At 73.6% G+C, this 18,258-nt stretch carries 16 protein-coding genes; 12 read left to right on the top strand and 4 right to left on the bottom strand.

Annotated features, from left to right (window positions below):
* Positions 1-38 precede the first annotated feature (38 nt).
* The 4 genes from PYR91_RS26640 to PYR91_RS26655 form a co-directional block, all read right to left on the bottom strand.
* Entirely contained in the window at positions 39-968 is a 930-nt protein-coding gene (locus tag PYR91_RS26640) for a hypothetical protein (protein ID WP_279783989.1), read from the bottom strand.
* Positions 965-3,181: a GTPase gene (locus PYR91_RS26645; RefSeq protein ID WP_279783991.1), complete on the bottom strand. Its 2,217-nt coding sequence runs from the start codon at positions 3,179-3,181 to the stop codon at positions 965-967. Before PYR91_RS26645 ends, PYR91_RS26640 begins: the two co-directional genes overlap by 4 nt.
* A 316-nt stretch (positions 3,182-3,497) precedes the next feature.
* The gene (locus PYR91_RS26650) at positions 3,498-4,514 is read right to left on the bottom strand and encodes a family 2 encapsulin nanocompartment cargo protein polyprenyl transferase (RefSeq protein ID WP_279783992.1); all 1,017 of its coding nucleotides are present in this window, start codon (positions 4,512-4,514) and stop codon (positions 3,498-3,500) included.
* Positions 4,515-4,734: 220 nt separating this feature from the next.
* Positions 4,735-6,147, bottom strand: coding sequence for a family 2B encapsulin nanocompartment shell protein (locus PYR91_RS26655; protein ID WP_279783995.1), 1,413 nt, complete (start codon positions 6,145-6,147; stop codon positions 4,735-4,737).
* 565 nt (positions 6,148-6,712) lie between these two features.
* Between PYR91_RS26655 and PYR91_RS26660 the strand changes: the two genes are divergently transcribed.
* The 12 genes from PYR91_RS26660 (at position 6,713) to PYR91_RS26715 (ending at position 18,145) form a co-directional block, all read left to right on the top strand.
* Entirely contained in the window at positions 6,713-8,701 is a 1,989-nt protein-coding gene (locus PYR91_RS26660) for an erythromycin esterase family protein (RefSeq protein ID WP_279783997.1), read from the top strand.
* A 58-nt stretch (positions 8,702-8,759) separates the two neighbouring features.
* A complete protein-coding gene (locus PYR91_RS26665; protein WP_279783999.1) occupies positions 8,760-9,461 on the top strand; it encodes a dienelactone hydrolase family protein in 702 nt (233 codons plus the stop codon).
* 112 nt (positions 9,462-9,573) lie between these two features.
* Complete coding sequence (locus PYR91_RS26670; RefSeq protein ID WP_279784001.1) at positions 9,574-10,248, top strand: SIS domain-containing protein; 675 nt, start codon at positions 9,574-9,576, stop codon at positions 10,246-10,248.
* Complete coding sequence (locus tag PYR91_RS26675) at positions 10,245-10,523, top strand: HypC/HybG/HupF family hydrogenase formation chaperone (RefSeq protein ID WP_279784003.1); 279 nt, start codon at positions 10,245-10,247, stop codon at positions 10,521-10,523. Before PYR91_RS26670 ends, PYR91_RS26675 begins: the two co-directional genes overlap by 4 nt.
* Positions 10,510-11,172, top strand: coding sequence for an SIS domain-containing protein (locus tag PYR91_RS26680; protein ID WP_279784004.1), 663 nt, complete (start codon positions 10,510-10,512; stop codon positions 11,170-11,172). Before PYR91_RS26675 ends, PYR91_RS26680 begins: the two co-directional genes overlap by 14 nt.
* A gap of 71 nt (positions 11,173-11,243) precedes the next feature.
* The gene (locus tag PYR91_RS26685; RefSeq protein WP_279784006.1) at positions 11,244-12,320 is read left to right on the top strand and encodes a hydrogenase expression protein HypE; all 1,077 of its coding nucleotides are present in this window, start codon (positions 11,244-11,246) and stop codon (positions 12,318-12,320) included.
* A gap of 18 nt (positions 12,321-12,338) precedes the next feature.
* Entirely contained in the window at positions 12,339-14,129 is a 1,791-nt protein-coding gene (locus PYR91_RS26690) for a nickel-dependent hydrogenase large subunit (RefSeq protein WP_279784007.1), read from the top strand.
* Positions 14,110-14,793 (top strand): NifU family protein, encoded by a 684-nt coding sequence (locus PYR91_RS26695; RefSeq protein WP_279784008.1) that lies wholly within the window; start codon positions 14,110-14,112, stop codon positions 14,791-14,793. Before PYR91_RS26690 ends, PYR91_RS26695 begins: the two co-directional genes overlap by 20 nt.
* Positions 14,790-15,536: a DUF5947 family protein gene (locus PYR91_RS26700; RefSeq protein WP_279784010.1), complete on the top strand. Its 747-nt coding sequence runs from the start codon at positions 14,790-14,792 to the stop codon at positions 15,534-15,536. The genes PYR91_RS26695 and PYR91_RS26700 overlap by 4 nt, the downstream gene beginning before the upstream one ends.
* Positions 15,529-16,161, top strand: a complete 633-nt coding sequence (locus PYR91_RS26705) for a DUF6084 family protein (RefSeq protein ID WP_279784012.1) — start codon at positions 15,529-15,531, stop codon at positions 16,159-16,161. The genes PYR91_RS26700 and PYR91_RS26705 overlap by 8 nt, the downstream gene beginning before the upstream one ends.
* On the top strand, positions 16,158-17,633 hold the full coding sequence (locus PYR91_RS26710) for a hypothetical protein (RefSeq protein WP_279784014.1): 1,476 nt from the start codon (positions 16,158-16,160) through the stop codon (positions 17,631-17,633). Before PYR91_RS26705 ends, PYR91_RS26710 begins: the two co-directional genes overlap by 4 nt.
* On the top strand, positions 17,630-18,145 hold the full coding sequence (locus PYR91_RS26715; protein WP_279784015.1) for a hydrogenase maturation protease: 516 nt from the start codon (positions 17,630-17,632) through the stop codon (positions 18,143-18,145). Before PYR91_RS26710 ends, PYR91_RS26715 begins: the two co-directional genes overlap by 4 nt.
* Positions 18,146-18,258: the final 113 nt, after the last annotated feature.

Here is an 18,258-nt window from a genome sequence, read left to right on the forward strand (position 1 = left end):
GCCGTGACCGCGCGGCCGTGGCGGGTTCACGGCGCTGCTCACCGCGTCGTCCCGTGGGGGGCGCGGACGGCCGCGCTCCACCAGCGGAGCAGGGTCTGCCGGAGTTCGGGGATGCCGGAGGCGGCGATGGTGTGCTCCGCGCCGCGGCTCAGGGCGCCGGCGTCGGCCGCGCCGCCGCCCATCGGGTGGGCCAGCGCGTCGAGCGTCGCGGCGTGGGCGTCGTCGCCGAGCAGGAGGGACGCGGCCAGCGCCCACCGCGCCGAGGTCTCGACGACCGGGGGGCGTCCGGCCGCGGGCATGCGGGCGTGGACGTGGCGCCGCAGGCTCTCGCCGGCCAGGTCGCCGTCCTCCCCCTGGTCCACGCGGTTCACCGCGATCGTCACCCGGCCGGGGCCGACGCGGGCTGTCGCCTCCGCGGCCAGGCGCAGCACGCGGGCGTCCTCGACGGTGTCGAGGTGCGTGTAGTCGAGCACCACCAGGAAGGCGTCCGACGGCCCCGCCAGGATGCCCGGCGGGCCGTCGACCAGGACGAACCGCTCCGAGGCGGCCCATCCGACGGGCACCACCACGTGCGGCGGGCTGGGGTGCTCGCCGCGCCCGTCCGCGGAGGCCGTCGCTCCCAGGGCCCGCCGCAGGTCGGCGAGGACGGCGCGCACCCGGTCGGCTCCGGTGACCGGGGCGGCGCCCGCCGCCAGCGGACCGGCCAGAAGCCGGCCCGCCGAGGCGGCGCGTGACGGCTCCGCCGTACCCGGCGACTCCCGCACCGCCGCCCGGGTGCCGTCGGACAGGTGCAGCGTGGGCTCGGCCACCGTCTCCCCGGCCGGGACGACGGCCACCTCGGTCAGCGGGGAGACGCCCTCCAGGGTGGAGACAGGCAGTACCGCCGCGCCGATCAGGGCGTTGACCAGCGTGGAGACGCCGGCCTTCGGCAGGCCGGCCACCGCCACCCGCAACGGCGGCGGGCTCATGACGCCGCTCGCTCCTGCAGCTCGCGCAGCTCCGCCGAGGCGCTCCGGGTCGCCTCCACCAGCTCGGCGAGCTCCTCCAGCCGCACCCGGCGCCGCCGGTCGTCGGTCCGGAGATCGTCGCGCGCCGCGGCGAGGTCGTCACGGTACGCCTTGACCAGGCGGACGGCGTCGTCGTGGTAGCGGGAGACGTGCGCGGCGAGCTGGGGCGCGACGTGCTCCCGCACCTGGGCCGAAAGATCGTCGACGCGGGCGCCGAACGAGGCGGCCAGCGTGTGCCGGGTGTCGCCGAGCCCGGCCTTGTAGGAGACCGTCTGCCCGTAGACCGGGGTGGTCGGCGCGGCCTCGCCCTGCCACCAGCGGACGAACATCTCCCCGAGCGTCTCGTCGACCCTCTCGTGCCCAGCTACGTACGTCTTCGTCTTCCGGTCGGGATCGGCCCCGCCTCCCTTCACCGCCTTCGCGGAGCTCGGCGTCAGCGAGACCGCCTCGGGCGCCGGGAGGCCGGCGGCCACACCCGCGCGGCGCATGATCGGGGCCACCGACTTCTCCGCCTGCGCCAGCAGCTCGCCACGCAGCAGGCCGAGGCGGCGGGCGACCTCGTTGCGGGCGTCGTAGAGGATGTAGTCGAGCTCCTCGGAGGCCTTGTTCCTCCGCTTCTTGATGTACTTCTTGGCCTCCTTGGCGGTGTCGAAGCGCTTGGCCCCCCGCACGCTGTCGATCACCACCTCACCGCGGCGGCGGGCGCCGTCGATCACTTCGGCCACGCTGTCCTGCGCGCGCTTGCGCACCTCGTTCTTGCCGGGCAGGCGCGAGGTCAGCCGGTCGAGCTCGGCCAGCTCGCCCGCGAGGTCGTCCATGCGGCGGGTGATCTCGGCCTGGTCGGCGTGCATCGCCGCGATGCGGTTGGAGGCCGCCGCCTCGATCTCGTCCAGCATCCCGATCGTGCGGCCCAGCACCGCGTCGACCAGGATCGGGACGGCCGTGCGCCGCAGGGTGTGCAGCACGCGGTCGCGGAAGACGGGAAGCCCGCTGTACCGCCACATCTCCTGCGCCGTGGCGTGCAGGGATGCCACCGTGGCCGTCTCCCGGTCGCGCTCCCAGCCGTAGCGCGAACGCAGGCGGAGCATGGCCTCGACGGCGGGGTCGGTGGCCGGGTCGAGCCCGTCGCCGGCATCGGTGACCCGGGCGAGCACCCGCGCCGCGGCCAGGCCGAACCGCGCGCGGGTCTCGATGACCCGCTCACGAGCCTGGTCGCCGGAGAAGCCGAGCAGGCGGCCGACCAGGCGGACGACCTCCTCGGGGCCCGGGTCCTCCTCGGTGAGCCGTTCGTCGACCTTGTTGACGACGGCGAACAGCTTCTCGGTGCCGATGCGCGCCAGCACCGGGCGCACCAGCTCGCGGATCGCCTCGTCGGCCATGACGTTGAGCCGGGTGTAGTCGAGCACGATCACCACGACGTGCGCCTTGGCGAGCTGGTCGGCCACGATCTCGGTCAGCGGCACGCTCATCTGCGCGTCGTCCGGGCCGGGGGTGTCGACCAGCACCAGGGTTCCGGCGCCCGGCCCCGCGCCGGCGGGCGCGAACTCCGACGGGGTGTGCAGGGACGGCACGTCGGAGAGGGCGGAGACCACGTCGACGTCGGGCAGGACCACCGACCCGACGCGAACCAGCTCGTTCAGCCGCATCAGCGTCCGCTGGATCTCCCTCTCGCCCGTGCATTCGAGGGGGAACGGCACCCGGGGCCCGCTCACGATCAGATCGAGCAGGGGACCCATGTGGGGGAACAGGTCGAGGACGTCGTCGCGTTCGGCGTCTCCCAGGCGCGTGGCCAGCTCGCCGGTGAGCGTGTCGAACAGGGCCGCGTCGGAGGCGGCCAGCCTGAGCACGGGTTCGGCGACGTCGTCCAGGACGATCCTGGTGGGAAGGGTGGTCATGCCGGTCACCCGGGCGGGGAGCAGCGTGAGCCCCGTCATCGCGTTGATGATCGTGGACTTGCCCGCGCTCATCGGTGCGACGATCGGTATGCGCAGCTCCATCCGTTCGATCGCCTCGACGTCGTCGTGAACGGCGCTCATCGCGGCCTCGACGCCCCGGCCCGACCGGACGGCGTGCAGGTCCAGCTCCCCAGCCTGGGTGAGCAGCGCGTCCAGGTCGGTGAGGCGGTCGCGGACCTCTGCCTGGAGGAGGGTGACGGCGTCGTCCTCGTCGGCCATGCGGTCATCTCCTGAGGCCGAGGGTAACCGAACGAATGCGGTGGTGAAGGCTGTCACCCGGCCGGCCGAAGCCGCCTCGGGGCTCCGCGTCAGGAGACGGGAGAACCTTGGCACACGAGTCGTCACCGCAACATCGTGGAAAGACGGGATTCACGTCACTTCGCGGCGATTCGCAGGGGAGGCGCTCCGCGGGCCCGCCGCGCGGACGCGTCACGCTCCCGGGGGGTGCGCGCGGCCCGTCTGGGTGCCGTCCGCGCCGGCCCGCGGGCATGGCTGACGCCGCACCGCAGGTCGGGCGGTGCGGCGTCGGGCGGGGTCAGTGGTCGCGGTGGGTGATCAGGCGGGCGAGGGACTGGAGTTCGGCGGCGGGGCGTGGGGCGGGGGCGGCCGCGGTCAGATGGGCCTGGGCCTCGGCGAAGAGGTCGGCGGCCCTGGCCTGGGTCCAGGCGCGGCCGCCGGCCTGTTCGATGAGCTCGGCGGCGTATTCGAGGTCGGCTCCGGCGGGCTCGCGGCGGTAGAGCTCGGCGAGCCGTTCGCCCGCCGCCGTGCCGGAGGTCAGGGCGGCCACCACGGGCAGCGACTTCTTGCGGCTGCGGACGTCGGAGTAGACCGGCTTGCCGGTGACCTCGGGGTCGCCCCAGATGCCCAGCAGGTCGTCCACGAGCTGGAAGGCCAGGCCGAGGCGGTCGCCGAAGCGGCGCAGGTGCTCGACGCGCTCGGCGTCGCCGCCGCCGAGGAGCGCGCCGAGCGCGCACGCGGAGCCGAGCAGGGCGCCCGTCTTGCCCTCGGCCATGCTGACGCACTCGGCGAGCGTGACGTCGTCGCGGCTCTCGAAGGCGGTGTCGGAGCTCTGGCCCTCGACGAGGTCGAGCACGGCGGCGCCGAGCACCCGCGCGGCGCCGTCGGTGGCCTGGTGCCCGCTGCTCGCGAGCACGTCGAACGCCAGAGTGAGCAGGGCGTCCCCGGCGAGGATCGCCTTGCTGACGCCGAACACGCTCCAGACGGTGGGGCGGTGGCGGCGGGTGACGTCGCCGTCCATCACGTCGTCGTGCAGGAGCGAGAAGTTGTGCACCAGCTCCACGGCCACCGCGGCCGGCATGGCGGTCTCCGGCCGGCCGCCGAGCGCTTCGGCGGCCAGCAGCAGCAGGGCGGGGCGGATGGCCTTCCCGCCGTCGCCCTCGGCGGGCTCGCCGTGCTGGTCGAGCCAGCCGAAGTGGTAACCCGCGACGCGCCGCATCGACGGCGGCAGGGTCTCCACCGCGGTGCGCAGGGCGGGGCCCACGGTGTCCCGGCTCCAGTGCAGCACCTCGCGCACGGGCCGTCCGGTGGTCATGACCTCGACCATATGCCTGACCCCTTCCTCAGAGCTTGTCTCGACGGATGTGGGAAGGCGCGGGTACGCCGGGAGAAAGCCTCTTCCAGACTTCATCACAACCGGCCGCGCGGATCGCCGCCGCGCGGCCGGGAATTCGGGCCGTCCGCCGGAAAATCACGGCCGCGCCCGCCCGGCGGGGCTCCGGGGACACCGGAGCCGGCTCGCCGGGAGGGGAGGGTCAGTGCCCGATCTCGACGTGCTCCAGCACGCCCAGCGCGTCGGGGACCAGGATCGCCGCGGAGTAGTAGGCGCTCACGAGGTAGGAGATGATCGCCTGATCGTCGATGCCCATGAACCGCACCGACAGGCTCGGCTCCACCTCGTCGGGCAGGCCTGTCTGGTGCAGGCCGATCACGCCCTGGTCGTCCTCGCCGGTGCGCAGGACCAGGATGGAACTGGTGCGGGTCTTGGTGATCGGGATCTTGTTGCACGGCAGCAGCGGAACCCCGCGCCACGCGGGCACGGCATGCCCGTTCAGCACGATGTTGTCGGGATAGATGCCGCGCCGGCTGCACTCGCGGCCGAAGGCGGCGATGGTCTGCGGATGCGCCAGGAAGAAGTGCGACCGGCGGCGGCGGCACAGCAGCTCGTCGAGGTCGTCGGGGGTGGGCGGGCCGCTGCGGGTGGCGATGCGCTGCTTGAGGTCGGCGTTGTGCAGGAGCCCGAACTCGGCGTTGTTGACCAGCTCGTGCTCCTGGCGCTCGCGCAGCGCCTCGATGGTGAGCCGCAGCTGCTGGTGGGTCTGGTTCATCGGCTGGTTGTAGAGGTCGGCGACGCGGGTGTGGATGCGCAGGACCGTCTGGGCGACGCTCAGCTCGTACTCGCGGGGCGTGGTCTCGTAGTCGACGAACGTGCTGGTGAGGGTGGGTTCTCCCTGGTGGCCCGACAGGATGTCGATGCTCGCCTCGCCGTGTTTGTTCTGCGGCGGCCGGTGGTTGGTCTGCTGGGCCTCGATGTGGCCGCGCAGCGAGATCGACTGGGCGAGCAGCTCCTGGAACGCCTGGCGCGACAGGCTGAGCGTCGTGGTGGGGGTGACCGCCTTGATGGTGTGCTCCCACGTCGTCTCCACGACGCCGTTGAGCGTGGTCTCGCCGTAGTAGTCGCCGTCGGCGAGCACGCCGAGGATGGTCTGGTCGCCGTACTCGCCGGTGCCTATCTTGTTGACCTTGCCGTGCGCGATCAGGACGACGCGGTCGGCGGGCCGGCCGGCCTCGACGATGACCTCGCCGGCCTCGTGCTCCTGCTGGGTGAAGCGGTTGGCGAGCGACTCCAGGACGGCGTCGTCGTCGAAGCCGCGCAGGGGCGGGAGCTCGCGCAGCTCGGGCGGTACGACGCGGACGTCGGCGCCCTGGCTGGTGAAGGTGAGGCGGCCGTCGCCGATCGCGTAGCTCAGGCGCCGGTTGACCCGGTAGGCGCCGCCGGGGACGTGCACCCAGGGCAGCATGCGCAGCAGCCACCGGGAGGAGATGTTCTGCATCTGCGGCTGCGACTTGGTCGTCGTCGCCAGGTTGCGCGCCGCCGTGGGAGCGAGGCTCCGCTGAGAGTGCTGCCCGTTCTCGACGATCGGGCCCGCCTCGATTGTCTCTGTCACGACCCACACCACCAATCTTTTTATGTGAACGCGAAATAGGGGTTCTCGGTAAAGGGGATGCCGCGGTCGGACGCGGAACACGAAGCTGTTCGCCGGGGGGCGGCGGGGACGGGGACGGCTGCTCGGGGGAGGTGTCGCGCCCGTCGTGTGACGGGAGAATAACTCACTGTAGTGGAGTTATTCCGGCGTCGACGGACGACAGCAATTATGCGGGGAACGTCTTCCGCGTGTCAATTGGAGTTTCCGTGTCTTGTCGGCATCGGAAATAACGAATTTCTCTCGGGAACGACGGCGGGCGCTGCATTTTTCGGTGTTCTCCATTGCTGGTGGTAATTGCGATGCTTGACCCGTTTTTTGAGGTTGATGTACGGACTCGCGGGAGTCGGGCCCGGGAGCCCGCCCGAAGGCGCGCCGGGGCCCTCGGAGGGCGAAGGCGTAAACTCGCAGATGACGGCCCAGGGATCGTCCGGCCGGAGGCGCCAGTCGCGCCGGAGGTACCCGGCGCCGACGGGGAACGGCGCCCTCCCGGGACGGTCCGCCTCCGAACGCGATGGGGGGCCCGCGAATGTCCCACAGCCTTTTCCGAGATCGCGCGGACGCCGGCCGGGCTCTCGGCCGTCTGCTCCACCGCTACGGGCGCCGTGACGACGTGGTGGTGCTGGGGCTGCCCCGCGGCGGCGTCCCGGTGGCCCACGAGGTCGCCCGCGCGCTCCGCGCCCCGCTCGACGTGCTCGTCGTCCGCGAGCTGGGCGTGCCCGGCCAGGAGGACCTCGCCATGGGCGCGGTCGCCGGGAAGGGCGCGGTCGTGCTCAACGAGGACGTGATCCGGGGGCTGTCGATCCCGCCGGAGGCGGTGGAGCACGTCGCCGAGCGGGAGGGCCGCGAGATCCCGCGCTGGGAGCGTCGCTACCGGCGCGGCCGCGGGCCGTACCCGGTGGCGGGCAAGGTCGCCGTCGTCGTCGACGACGGCCTCGCGGCGGGCGCGTGCATGCGGGCCGCGGTCAAGGCGGTGCGCATGCTGCGCCCCGCGCGTGTCGTGATCGCCGTGCCGATCGCCGCCGAGTGCACCTGCCAGGAGCTCGCGGCCGGCGCCGACGAGGTCGTCTGCGCCACCGCCCCCACGCCGTACTCGGCCGCCGACCCCGAGACCTGGGGCGACGACGAGGTCACCCTCGCCGACGTGCTCGACCTCCTGCGCCGGGCCGGCCCGTGGCCGTGCGCGCCGACCGGCGGGCGGCCGTCCGGCGACGTCGCGGCCGTCGCCGCCGAGGCCCGGGTGGCCAGGGAGGCCGAGGAGGGCGCCCCGGGCAGGGAGGCCCTGTTCGAGCTGGTGGGCGACGCACAAATGGTCGTGATCGGTGGGTCCTCCCACGGCACGCACGAGTTCCACGCCGCGCGCGCCCGCATGACCAGGGCGCTCATCGAGGAGCGGGGCTTCAACGCCGTCGCGGCGCAGGCCGGCTGGCCGGACGCCTACCGGGTCAACCGGTACGTCCACGCCCACGGCGCGGACGCCGGCGCCGAGCAGGCCCTGCGCGGCTTCCAAGGGTTCCCCTCGTGGACGTGGCGCAACACGGTCGTGCTCGACTTCGTCGAGTGGCTGCGCGGCCACAACGCCCGTCTTTCCGGCGTCTCCCCGGCCGGGGTCGGCTTCTACGGCCTGGACGTGTACGGCGTCCAGCGGGCCGCGCACGAGGTGGTCGCCTGCCTGGAACGCGCCGACCCGGCCGCCGCCGCCCGGGCACGCCGGCGGTTCGCCCGCTTCGACCGCATGGACTCCGGGGCGGGCCCGGCGTACGACTTCGCGGCGGCCTGCGGCGCGGGCGAGCCGTGCGAGGACGACGTCGTCGGCCGGCTCGCGAGCCTGAGGCGGCACGGCATGGAGTCCGCCCGCGAGGAAGGGCTGCTGGAGGGGGACGAGCTGTTCCACGCCGAGCTGAACGCCGGCACGGCGCGGTCGGCGGAGGAGTACTACCGCGCGGCGCTCGGCGGCGGCATCGGGGCGTGGAACCTGCGCGAGCGCCACATGGCCGGCACGCTCGACGCACTGGCGCGGCACCTCGGCAGGCACGGCGACCCGGCGAAGATCGTGGTCTGGGGCACGAGCACCCACCTGGGGGACTCCCGTGCGACCGAGGCGGGGTGCCGCGGCGAGACCAGCCTCGGCCGCCTCGCACGCGAGCGGCACCCCGGCGCCTGCCGTCTCATCGGCCTGACCACCTACGCCGGCACCGTGACCGCCGCCGACGAGTGGGACGCCCCGCCGGGGACACAAGCTCTCGAACCCGCCGTGCCCGGCAGCGTCGAGGAGCTGTTCCACGAGGTGGGGGAGAAGGAGTTCCTGCTCGCCTTCGACACGGCGCCCCGGTCGGCCGACGTGCTGCGCTCGACCTGGCTGGAGCGGATGACCGGCGCCGTCCGCGTCCCCCGCGAGGGCCGGGGCCCGTACTTCCGGGCCCGCGTGCGCGACCAGTTCGACGCGGTCGTGCACATCGACGAGACCGCGGCGGTGGAGCCGCTGCCGCCCGCGCGCGGTTCCACCGGCCCGCGCTGAGCGCGCGGCCCGGGTGGCGGCGACGCCGGGGACGGCCGGGCGGGAGACGGGAGGGACGATGGTGGAGCGGCGATGCGTGACCGTCGACGCCGCGGGCGTCGCGCTGACGGCCGACGTCGCGGTGCCGTCCGGCGCGCAGGGCGTGGTGCTGTTCGCGCACGGCAGCGGGAGCGGCCGGCACAGCCCTCGCAACCGGTACGTGGCGGACCGGCTGAACGCGGCCGGTCTGGCCACGGTGCTGGTCGACCTGCTGACTCCCGAGGAGGAGGACGTCGACGCCCTTACCGGCGCACTGCGCTTCGACATCGACCTGCTCGCGGCCCGGGTGATCGCGATCACCGACCGGCTGGGCGGCCTGGAGCCGCTCGCGGGCCTGGCGGTCGGCCTGTTCGGCGCCAGCACGGGCGCGGCGGCCGCCCTGGTGGCGGCGGCCGAGCGCCCCGGCGTCGTCCGCGCGGTCGTCTCGCGGGGAGGCCGCCCCGACCTCGCCGGCGACCACCTCGGCCGCGTGACCCAGCCGACCCTGCTGGTGGTGGGGGAGCGCGACCCCGCCGTGCTGGAGCTCAACCGCGAGGCGATGGAGCGCATGGTCTGCGAGACGGACTTGGTGACGGTCGCCGGCGCCACCCACCTGTTCCAGGAGCCCGGCGCCCTCGACCGGGTGGCCTCGCCGGCCTCAGGCTGGTTCTCCCGGCACCTGGCCCGCCCCGGTGCCCGACCCACGACGGGGCGGCCGGCGGAGCCGGATATAGCCCCCTGATCAGGGCGTACGGTCACGATCAAGCTTTTACTTCTGGTTGTCCCGCTTAGGGTGTCGGTTCTCCGTGTACGCATCGTAGCCTGGCGACTACGGTACATAACGGAGCGTGGACATGCCTTTGACATCCACCGCGCGGCTGGCGGTCGACGATGCCTTCGCCCGGCGCCAGGGAGCGGGGCGGCGGCTGGCCGAGGACTCCGAGCTCATCTCGCGCGCCTGCCGCGACATGGCGGCCCGGTTTCATCGCGGCGGCAAGCTCATCGTGTTCGGCAGCGGCGGCGCCGGCACGGACGCGTCGCACATCGCCGTGGAGTTCATGCATCCGGTCATCGTCGGCAAGCGGGCGCTTCCCTCCATCGCGCTGAGCAACGACGTGTCCACGGTCACCGGGGTGGGCGCCAGGAACGGGCTCGCCGAGGCCTTCGCCCACCAGGTCCGTCACTGGGCCGGCCCCGGCGACATGGCGCTCGGCGTCTCACCGGACGGGCGGTGCGCCACCGTCCTGCGCGGGCTGGAACAGGCCCATGAGCTGGGCCTGTTCACCCTGGCGCTCGTCGGCGGCGACGGAGGGCCGATCGCCGGCAGCGCCGCCGTGGACCACGTGCTCGTCGCCGGCTCCGCCGACCCGGCCGTCGTCAAGGAGATCCACGTGACCGCCTACCACGTCCTGTGGGAGCTGGTCCACGTCTTCCACGCCCAGTACGCCGTGCACGGCGAGCCGGCCCCGGCCGGCGTCCACGAAGGGGCCGGCGCGAGCGGCCCGGCGCGCCCGGAGGCGGACCGATGAGCGTGGGCCGCGCCGAGGGGGCGCACGGCGGGCCCGGCGCGGGGCGGGGCACGCCGCCGGCGCGCGAGAGCTGCGTCACCTGCTCGGACGAGGCGTGGCCGGCCCTGGTCGTGCGGTGCCTGGAGCAGGACCTCGCGGTCGTCGACCTCGGCGGCGTCCGGCGGGAGGTGAGCGTCGCGCTGGTCGACGCGGCACCGGGGGACACGGTCCTCGTCCACGCCATGGAGGCCATCGCGGTGCTCGCGCGAAGGGGCGGGGACGATGGGACGGGCTGAGGAGGCGCCGTCGCCCGAGGGGATACGGCGGCTGTACCCCTTCCTGCACGGCGGGCACGTGCCGGTCGAGGTCGACGGGTCCACCGCGGTCAAGGTCGCCGAGATCGTCGCGCTGCGCGAGCGCGTGGCGGAGCTGTACGCCGACCGGCTGGCGGAGTGCGCCGAGGCCATGGCCGGCGCGTTCGCGGCCGGGGGCCGGCTGTTCACCTTCGGCAACGGCGGCAGCAGCACCGACGCCCAGCAGGTCGCCACCACCTTCCTGAACCCCTGGTACGGACGGCCGCTGCCGGCCCTGTCGCTGACCTCGGACGTCGCGGTGGTGACGGCGCTGTCCAACGACGCGGGCTTCGAGGTGGTGTTCGCCCGGCAGCTCGCGGCCCTCGGCCGGGCCGGGGACATCGCGTTCGGCCTGTCCACCAGCGGCGGCTCGGGCAACCTCGTCCAGGCCCTGGAGGAGGCGTCCCGCAGGGACATGCTGACCGTCGGCCTGGCCGGCCACCTGGGCGGCAGGTTCGCCGAGCTGCGCGAGCGGGGCGTGCTGGACTTCCTGTTCGTCATCCCGTCGTCGTCGGTGCACCGCATCCAGGAGGCCCAGACGACGGCGTACCACGTGCTGTGGGAGCTGACCCAGCACGCGCTCGGGCCCTAGCCGGGCCCGGCGGAAACGAGGGAGGGAGTGGGACCGGGGGGATCGACACCGACCAGGAGCGGGGGACGGACATGGCGGCAACAACGGACACGGCGAGCGCCGAGGTGCGCGATCGCGACGACCTTCTCGTCCACATACTCTGGATCAACGCCGGGCTGAGCTGCGACGGCGACTCCGTCGCGCTCACCGCCGCGACCCAGCCGAGCATCGAGGACATCATCCTCGGCGTGTTCCCCGGCCTGCCCAAGGTCGAGGTGCACTGGCCGCTGCTCGACTTCCACAGCGGCCCCATGCAGGGCGCCGACGCCATGATCGAGTGGTACTACCTGGCGGCGCGCGGCGGGCTCGACCCGTTCGTGCTGGTCGTCGAGGGCTCGGTGCCCAACGAGTCGATCAAGCGTGAGGGCTACTGGTCGGGGTTCGGCAACAACCCCGACACCGGCCAGCCGATGACGCTCCCCGAGTGGCTGGACCGGCTGGCGCCCCAGGCCACCGCCGTGGTCGCCGCGGGCACCTGCGCCACGTACGGCGGCATCCACGCCATGGCCGGCAACCCGACCGGCTGCATGGGCGTGGCCGACTACCTGGGCTGGGACTGGCGTTCCAAGGCGGGGCTGCCGATCGTCAACGTGCCCGGATGCCCCGTGCAGCCCGACAACATGTCGGAGACCCTGCTCTACCTGCTGTTCCAGCTCAACGGGCAGGCCCCGATGATCCCGCTGGACGAGGCGCTGCGCCCGACCTGGCTGTTCGGCCAGACCGTCCACGAGGGCTGCGACCGCGCCGGGTACTACGAGCAGGGCCAGTTCGCCGTCGAGTACGGCTCTCCCACGTGCCTGGTCAAGATCGGGTGCTGGGGGCCGGTGGTCAAGTGCAACGTCCCCAAGCGGGGGTGGATGAACGGCGTCGGCGGCTGCCCCAACGTCGGCGGCATCTGCATCGCCTGCACGATGCCCGGCTTCCCCGACAAGTTCATGCCGTTCATGGACGAGCCTCCCGGAGCCCGCTTCTCCACCACGATCAGCACCGTCTACGGCGGCGTGGTGCGCAGGCTGCGCGACATCACCGTCAAGACGGTGGACAAGGAGCCGAAGTGGCACGCCAGGGGCCGCGCCCTGCTCACCGGATACAAGGCGCCCTGGAGCTGAGATGGAGACGGAGCAGAGATGACGACCGCACGACGAGGCGACGAGAAGCGCGACCTGGTGGAGATGGCGTGGGATCCCATCACGCGGATCGTCGGCAGCCTGGGCATCTACGCGAAGATCGACTTCGCCGGGAAGGAGGTGGTGGAGTGCCACAGCACCTCCTCCATCTTCCGCGGCTACAGCATCTTCATGAAGGGCAAGGACCCGCGCGACGCCCACTTCATCACGAGCCGCATCTGCGGCATCTGCGGTGACAACCACGCCACCTGCTCGGTGTACGCGCAGAACATGGCGTACGGCGTGCGGCCTCCTGCGCTGGCCGAGTGGATCATCAACCTGGGCGAGTCGGCCGAGTACATGTTCGACCACAACATCTACCAGGAGAACCTGGTCGGGGTGGACTACTGCGAGCGCATGGTCCGCGAGACCAACCCGGGCGTGATGGAGCTGGCCGACCGCACCGAGAGCCCGCACGCCGGCGACCACGGCTTCCGCACCGTCGGCGACATCATGCGCTCGCTGAACCCGATGGAGGGCGAGTTCTACCGCGAGTCGCTGGTGATGAGCCGCCTCGCGCGCGAGATGTTCTGCCTGATGGAGGGCAGGCACGTGCACCCGTCCACGCTGTACCCCGGCGGGGTCGGCACGGTCGCCACGGTTCAGCTCTTCACCGACTACCTCACCCGGCTGGTGCGCTACATCGAGTGGATGAAGAAGGTCGTGCCCATGCACGACGACCTGTTCGACTTCTTCTACGACGCGCTGCCCGGCTACGAGGAGGTCGGACGCCGCCGCGTGCTGCTCGGGTGCTGGGGGAGCCTGAACAACCCCGAGCACTGCGACTTCACCTACGAGAACATGAACAGCTGGGGCCGGGAGATGTACGTCTCGCCCGGCGTCATCGTCGACGGCCGCCTGGTCACCCGCGACCTGGTCGACATCAACCTCGGCATGCGCATCATGCTCGGCAGCTCCTACTACGACGACTGGGAGACCCAGGAGCCGTTCGTCACCCACGACCCGCTGGGCAACCCGGTCGACATGCGGCACCCGTGGAACCAGCACACGATCCCGCGCCCGCAGAAGCGCGACTTCAAGGACAAGTACTCCTGGGTCATGTCGCCGCGCTGGTTCGACGGCGAGAACCTGCTCCCGCTGGACACCGGCGGCGGGCCCATCGCCCGGCTGTGGTCCACCGCGCTGTCGGGCAAGGTCGACATCGGCTACGTCAGGGCCACCGGCCACAGCGTGCTGATCACCCTGCCGAAGTCGGCCACCAAGCCCGAGGTGACGCTGGAGTGGAAGATCCCCGAGCGGAACGGTGAGCTGCTGTCCAACGCCCTGGAACGCAACCGGGCCCGCAGCTACTTCCAGGCCTACGCCGCGGCGGCCGCGATGTACTTCGCCGAGCGGGGGCTGGAGGAGGTGCGCGGGGGCCGCACCCAGACCTGGGAGCCGTTCGAGGTCCCGGAGGAGGCGATCAGCTGCGGCTTCACCGAGGCGGTGCGCGGCGTGCTGTCGCACCACATGGTGATCAGGAACGGCAGGATCGCGAACTACCACCCGTACCCTCCGACCCCGTGGAACGCCAGCGTCCGCGACAGCAATGGGACGCCCGGCCCGTACGAGGACGCCGTGCAGAACACGCCGATCTTCGAGGAGAACCCGCCGGAGACCTTCAAGGGCATCGACATCATGCGCACGGTGCGCAGCTTCGATCCCTGCCTGCCGTGCGGGGTGCACATGTACCTCGGAGACGGTCAGGAACTACGGAAGCTGCACAGTCCCCATGCCTACGACGCGACCTGACGCGCGGGCCGGCGCCTGCCCGCCGCCCGGGGCCGCCGGGCCCGCGGACGGGGACGCCCGCGCGGGCGGGGACGGCCGCGCGGACGCCGGGCGGCCGGCGCGCGACGCCGCCGACGTGCGCGCGGTGGGCGACCGCGTGGAGGCGCTGATCGACGAGCTGGGCGCGCTCGCCGACCCGATGGCGCGGGCCCGGGCCGAGGAGCTCGTGCGGGTCATGGTGGGCCTGTACGGGGCGGGCCTCGAACGCGTCGTCGGCATCGTGGTCGAGAGCGGCGCCTCGGAGGTGCTGCACCGCCTCACCGCCGACGAGGTGGTGTCCGGCCTCCTCGTCGTGCACGACCTGCACCCCCTGACCACCGAGGAGCGGGTGCGCGCCGCGCTCGACGGCGTCCGTCCCCTGCTCGCGCGGCACGAGGGCGGGGTGGAGCTGCTCGGCGTGGACGCCGAGGGAGTCGTGCGGCTGCGCCTGTCGGGCGGCTGCGACGGCTGCGCGTCCTCGCGCGACACCGTCTCCGGCGCCGTCGAGCGGGCGATCGCCATGGCCGCGCCCGAGGTGGCGCGGGTGGAGGTGGAGGGCGTGGCCGCCGAGCCGTCCGCGCCGCTGCTGCAGATCGGGCGCCGCCCGCCCGGCCCCTGCCCGGTACCGCGGGAGGCGGGGTCATGACGGTGAAGGGGCTGAGCAGGTTCCGCGAGCCGAGCCCGGCGGGCGTGGAGCGCTGCGAGATGTGCGCCGAGCCGCTGGCCGACCGGCACGGGCACGTGGTGGACGTCGGCAGCCGCGCGCTGCTGTGCACCTGCCGCGGCTGCCACCTGCTCCTGTCGCGCGACGCGTTCACCCCGGACGGGCCCCGCGGTGCCGGCGACGCGTCCGCTCCGGCCGGGCCGCCCGTTCCGGGCGACGCGTTCGTTCCGGACGGACCGCCCGTTCCCGGCGACGCGGCCGTCCAGGGCGGGCCCGCCGGCCGGTACCGGGCGGTGCCGGAGCGGTACCTGCGCCTCCCGGCCTTCCAGCTCACGGCGGCCGACTGGGAGGAACTGCAGATCCCGGTGCGCACGGCGTTCTTCTTCCGCAACTCCGCCCTCGGCCGGTACGTCGCGTTCTACCCGAGCCCGGGCGGGGCGACCGAGTCGCTGCTGCCCGTCTCGGCCTGGGAGCGCGTGCTCGCGGCCAACCCCGCGACGGCCGAGGCGCGGCCGGACGTCGAGGCCTACCTCGTCGACCGCCGCCCCGAGGGCTTCACGTGCCACCTCGTGCCCATCGATGCCTGCTACGAGCTGGTCGGCCTGGTCCGCCTGCACTGGAAGGGCTTCGGCGGCGGGCGGGAGGCGTGGCAGGCCATCGACGGCTTCTTCCAGGAGCTGCGCCGCCGCGCCGACGACGACGGGAAGGTGCGCGGCCATGGCTGACCTGCGGTTCGAGTGCCTGGGAGTGCGCGCGGAGCAGTACTCCGTGTTCCCGACGCTGGTGTTCCGGCTCGGCCTCACCGAGCCGGACGGCGCCGCGGTGCACGCCGTCGCGCTGCACTGCCAGATCCGCATCCTGCCGCAGGCCCGGCGGTACGCCTCCGGCGAGGCGGTGCTGCTCGCCGACCTGTTCGGCGACCCGTCCCGGTGGGGGGACACCCTCAAGCCGTTCCACTTCGCCACCGTTTCGGTGATGGTCCCGCGGTTCACCGGCGCCACCGAGGTCGACCTGCCGGTGCCCTGCACCTACGACCTGGAGGTCGCCGGCGGCAAGTACCTGGCCTCGCTGGACGCCGGCGAGGTGCCGCTGCTGCTGCTCTTCAGCGGCACCGTCTTCTCCCGGCGCGGCGAGGGCTTCACCGTCCGCCAGGTGCCCTGGCACTGCGAGGCCCGCGCCGCCCTGCCGGTGGCGGTCTGGCGGGAGCTGATGGACCGCTACTTCCCGGGCGGCGGCTGGCTGCGCCTGCGCCGGGACACGCTGCGCGCGCTGCAGCGGTTCAAGTCCGGCCGTGCCCTTGCGACCTGGGACGACGTCGCCGAAGTGCTGCTCAAGGAGGCGCGGGGATGACCATGTCGATGGACAGGGCGCGCAAGGTCGCCGACGCCGTCCTGTACGAGGGCTACCTGCTCTACCCGTACCGGGCGTCGGCCGCCAAGAACAAGGTGCGCTGGCAGTTCGGGGTGCTCGTGCCGCCGGGCTTCACCGCCACCGGGGAGCCGTCGGCGAGCGTGACCGAGTGCCTGCTGGAGGGGGCGGCCAACGCCCTGGTGCGCGTGCGGCTGCGGTTCCTGCACGTCAGCGAGCGCCGCGCGGAGAGGGCGGGGGACGGCGGGTTCGTCCAGGTCGACGAGCTGACGTGCGGCGACCGCACCTACCTGACGTTCGACGACGCCGCGCCGCGCGAGGTGGAGGTCGTCCTGTCGGTGCCCCATCTGCTGGACACCGACCGGGTCGTCCCGGTGCGCGTCCCGGGGGGACGCGTCGAGGTGCCGCTGCGCGAGCCGTCCGGGGAGGTCCGGGGGCGCGTCGTCGTCGAGCACCGCCCCCTGGACGCCGTGCTGCGTGCCACGGCCGAGGCGGCGGGGCCGCACGGCCTGCTGAGGCTGCGTATCAGGCTGGAGAACCGCACCCGGTGGGGCACCCCGCCCGGCGCCCACGGTGAACTGGGGACGGGGCGGCACAACGGCGACCACTGGGAGACCGGGCCCGGACGGCCGGAGTCGCGGGAGCGGGCGCTGCGGCACTCGCTCGTCGCCGCCCACCTGCTGATCGGGGTGACGGCGGGCGGGTTCGTCTCCCTGACCGACCCGCCCGAGTGGGCGCGGCCCGCCGCCGAGGCGTGCGGCAACCAGAACACCTGGCCCGTGCTCGCCGGCGAGCCCGGGCAGCGGGACGTGATGCTGTCCTCGCCGATCATCCTGGAGGACCACCCGGGCATCGCCCCGGAGAGCCCCGGGCCGCTGTTCGACTCCACCGAGATCGACGAGATGCTCCACCTGCGCACGATCACGCTCACCGAGCAGGAGAAGCGCGAGGCGCGCGCCACCGACCCCCGAGCCGCCGAGATCCTGCGGCGCGCCGAGGAGCTGCCGCCCGAGGCCCTGGAACGGCTGCACGGGACCGTCCGGCGTCTGGGCGGGCCCGCACGGGCCGAGCCCGGCGCGCCGTGGTGGGATCCCGGCGCCGACGCCGACGTGTCGCCGGAGACCGACAGCGTGACCGTCGCCGGGGTCGCGGTGGGCAGGGGCGTCCGCGTCCGCCTGAACCCGGGCCGGCGCCGCGCCGACGCCCACGACATGTTCCTCGCGGGCAGGACGGCGCGGGTCGAGGCGGTGCTGCACGACGTCGACGGAGCCTGCCACCTGGCCGTCACCCTGGAGGACGATCCAGGCGCCGACCTGCGCCGCTCCCACGGGCGCTACCTGTACTTCGCGCCGGAGGAGGTCGAGCCGCTGCCCGCAGAGCCCGCGTCCTCGGACGGGCCGCGCGGGGCGTCCTCGGACGCCGGCGTCTCGGGCGACGGGGGGAGGGAGGCGTGAGGATCCTGGTGGCGGGCGTGGGCAACGTCTTCCTCGGCGACGACGGCTTCGGCGTCGCGGTGGCCGAGTCGCTGGCCGCCAGGCCGCTGCCCGAGGGCGTCGTGGTCGCCGACTTCGGCATCCGGGGCGTCCACCTGGCCTACGAGCTCACCGGCGGCGGCTACGACCTGGCCATCCTGGTCGACGCGGCCGCCCGGGGCGACCCGCCCGGGACGCTGTACGTCCTGCGGCCCTCGCCGGGCGGGGGGCCGGGCACGTTCGCCGACGCGCACGACATGACGCCGGACGCCGTCCTCGCCCTCGCCGGCGCGCTGGGCGAGCGCGCCACCCCGGTGCTGCTGGTGGCGTGCGAGCCCGCCGACCTCTCCCCGGGCATGGAGCTCAGCCCGCCGGTCGCGGGCGCCGTCGGGCGGGCCGCCGACCTGGTGTGCGAGCTCATCGGGGAACACCTCCCAGGCCCGCCCGGGCCCGGGGACGACAGGACACGGCACGAAGTGGGGGAGCCGGCATGAGGCGTCTGATCACCGTCGCCGCCGTGGTGACGGCCGGAGTGATGATCTACCAGTCCATTCCCGACCTCAAGCGGTACCTGGCGATCCGCCGCATGTGACGCGGGCCGCCGAGA

The organism is Sphaerisporangium sp. TRM90804 (genome assembly GCF_029846175.1).
Taxonomy (GTDB): Bacteria; Actinomycetota; Actinomycetes; order Streptosporangiales; family Streptosporangiaceae; genus Sphaerisporangium.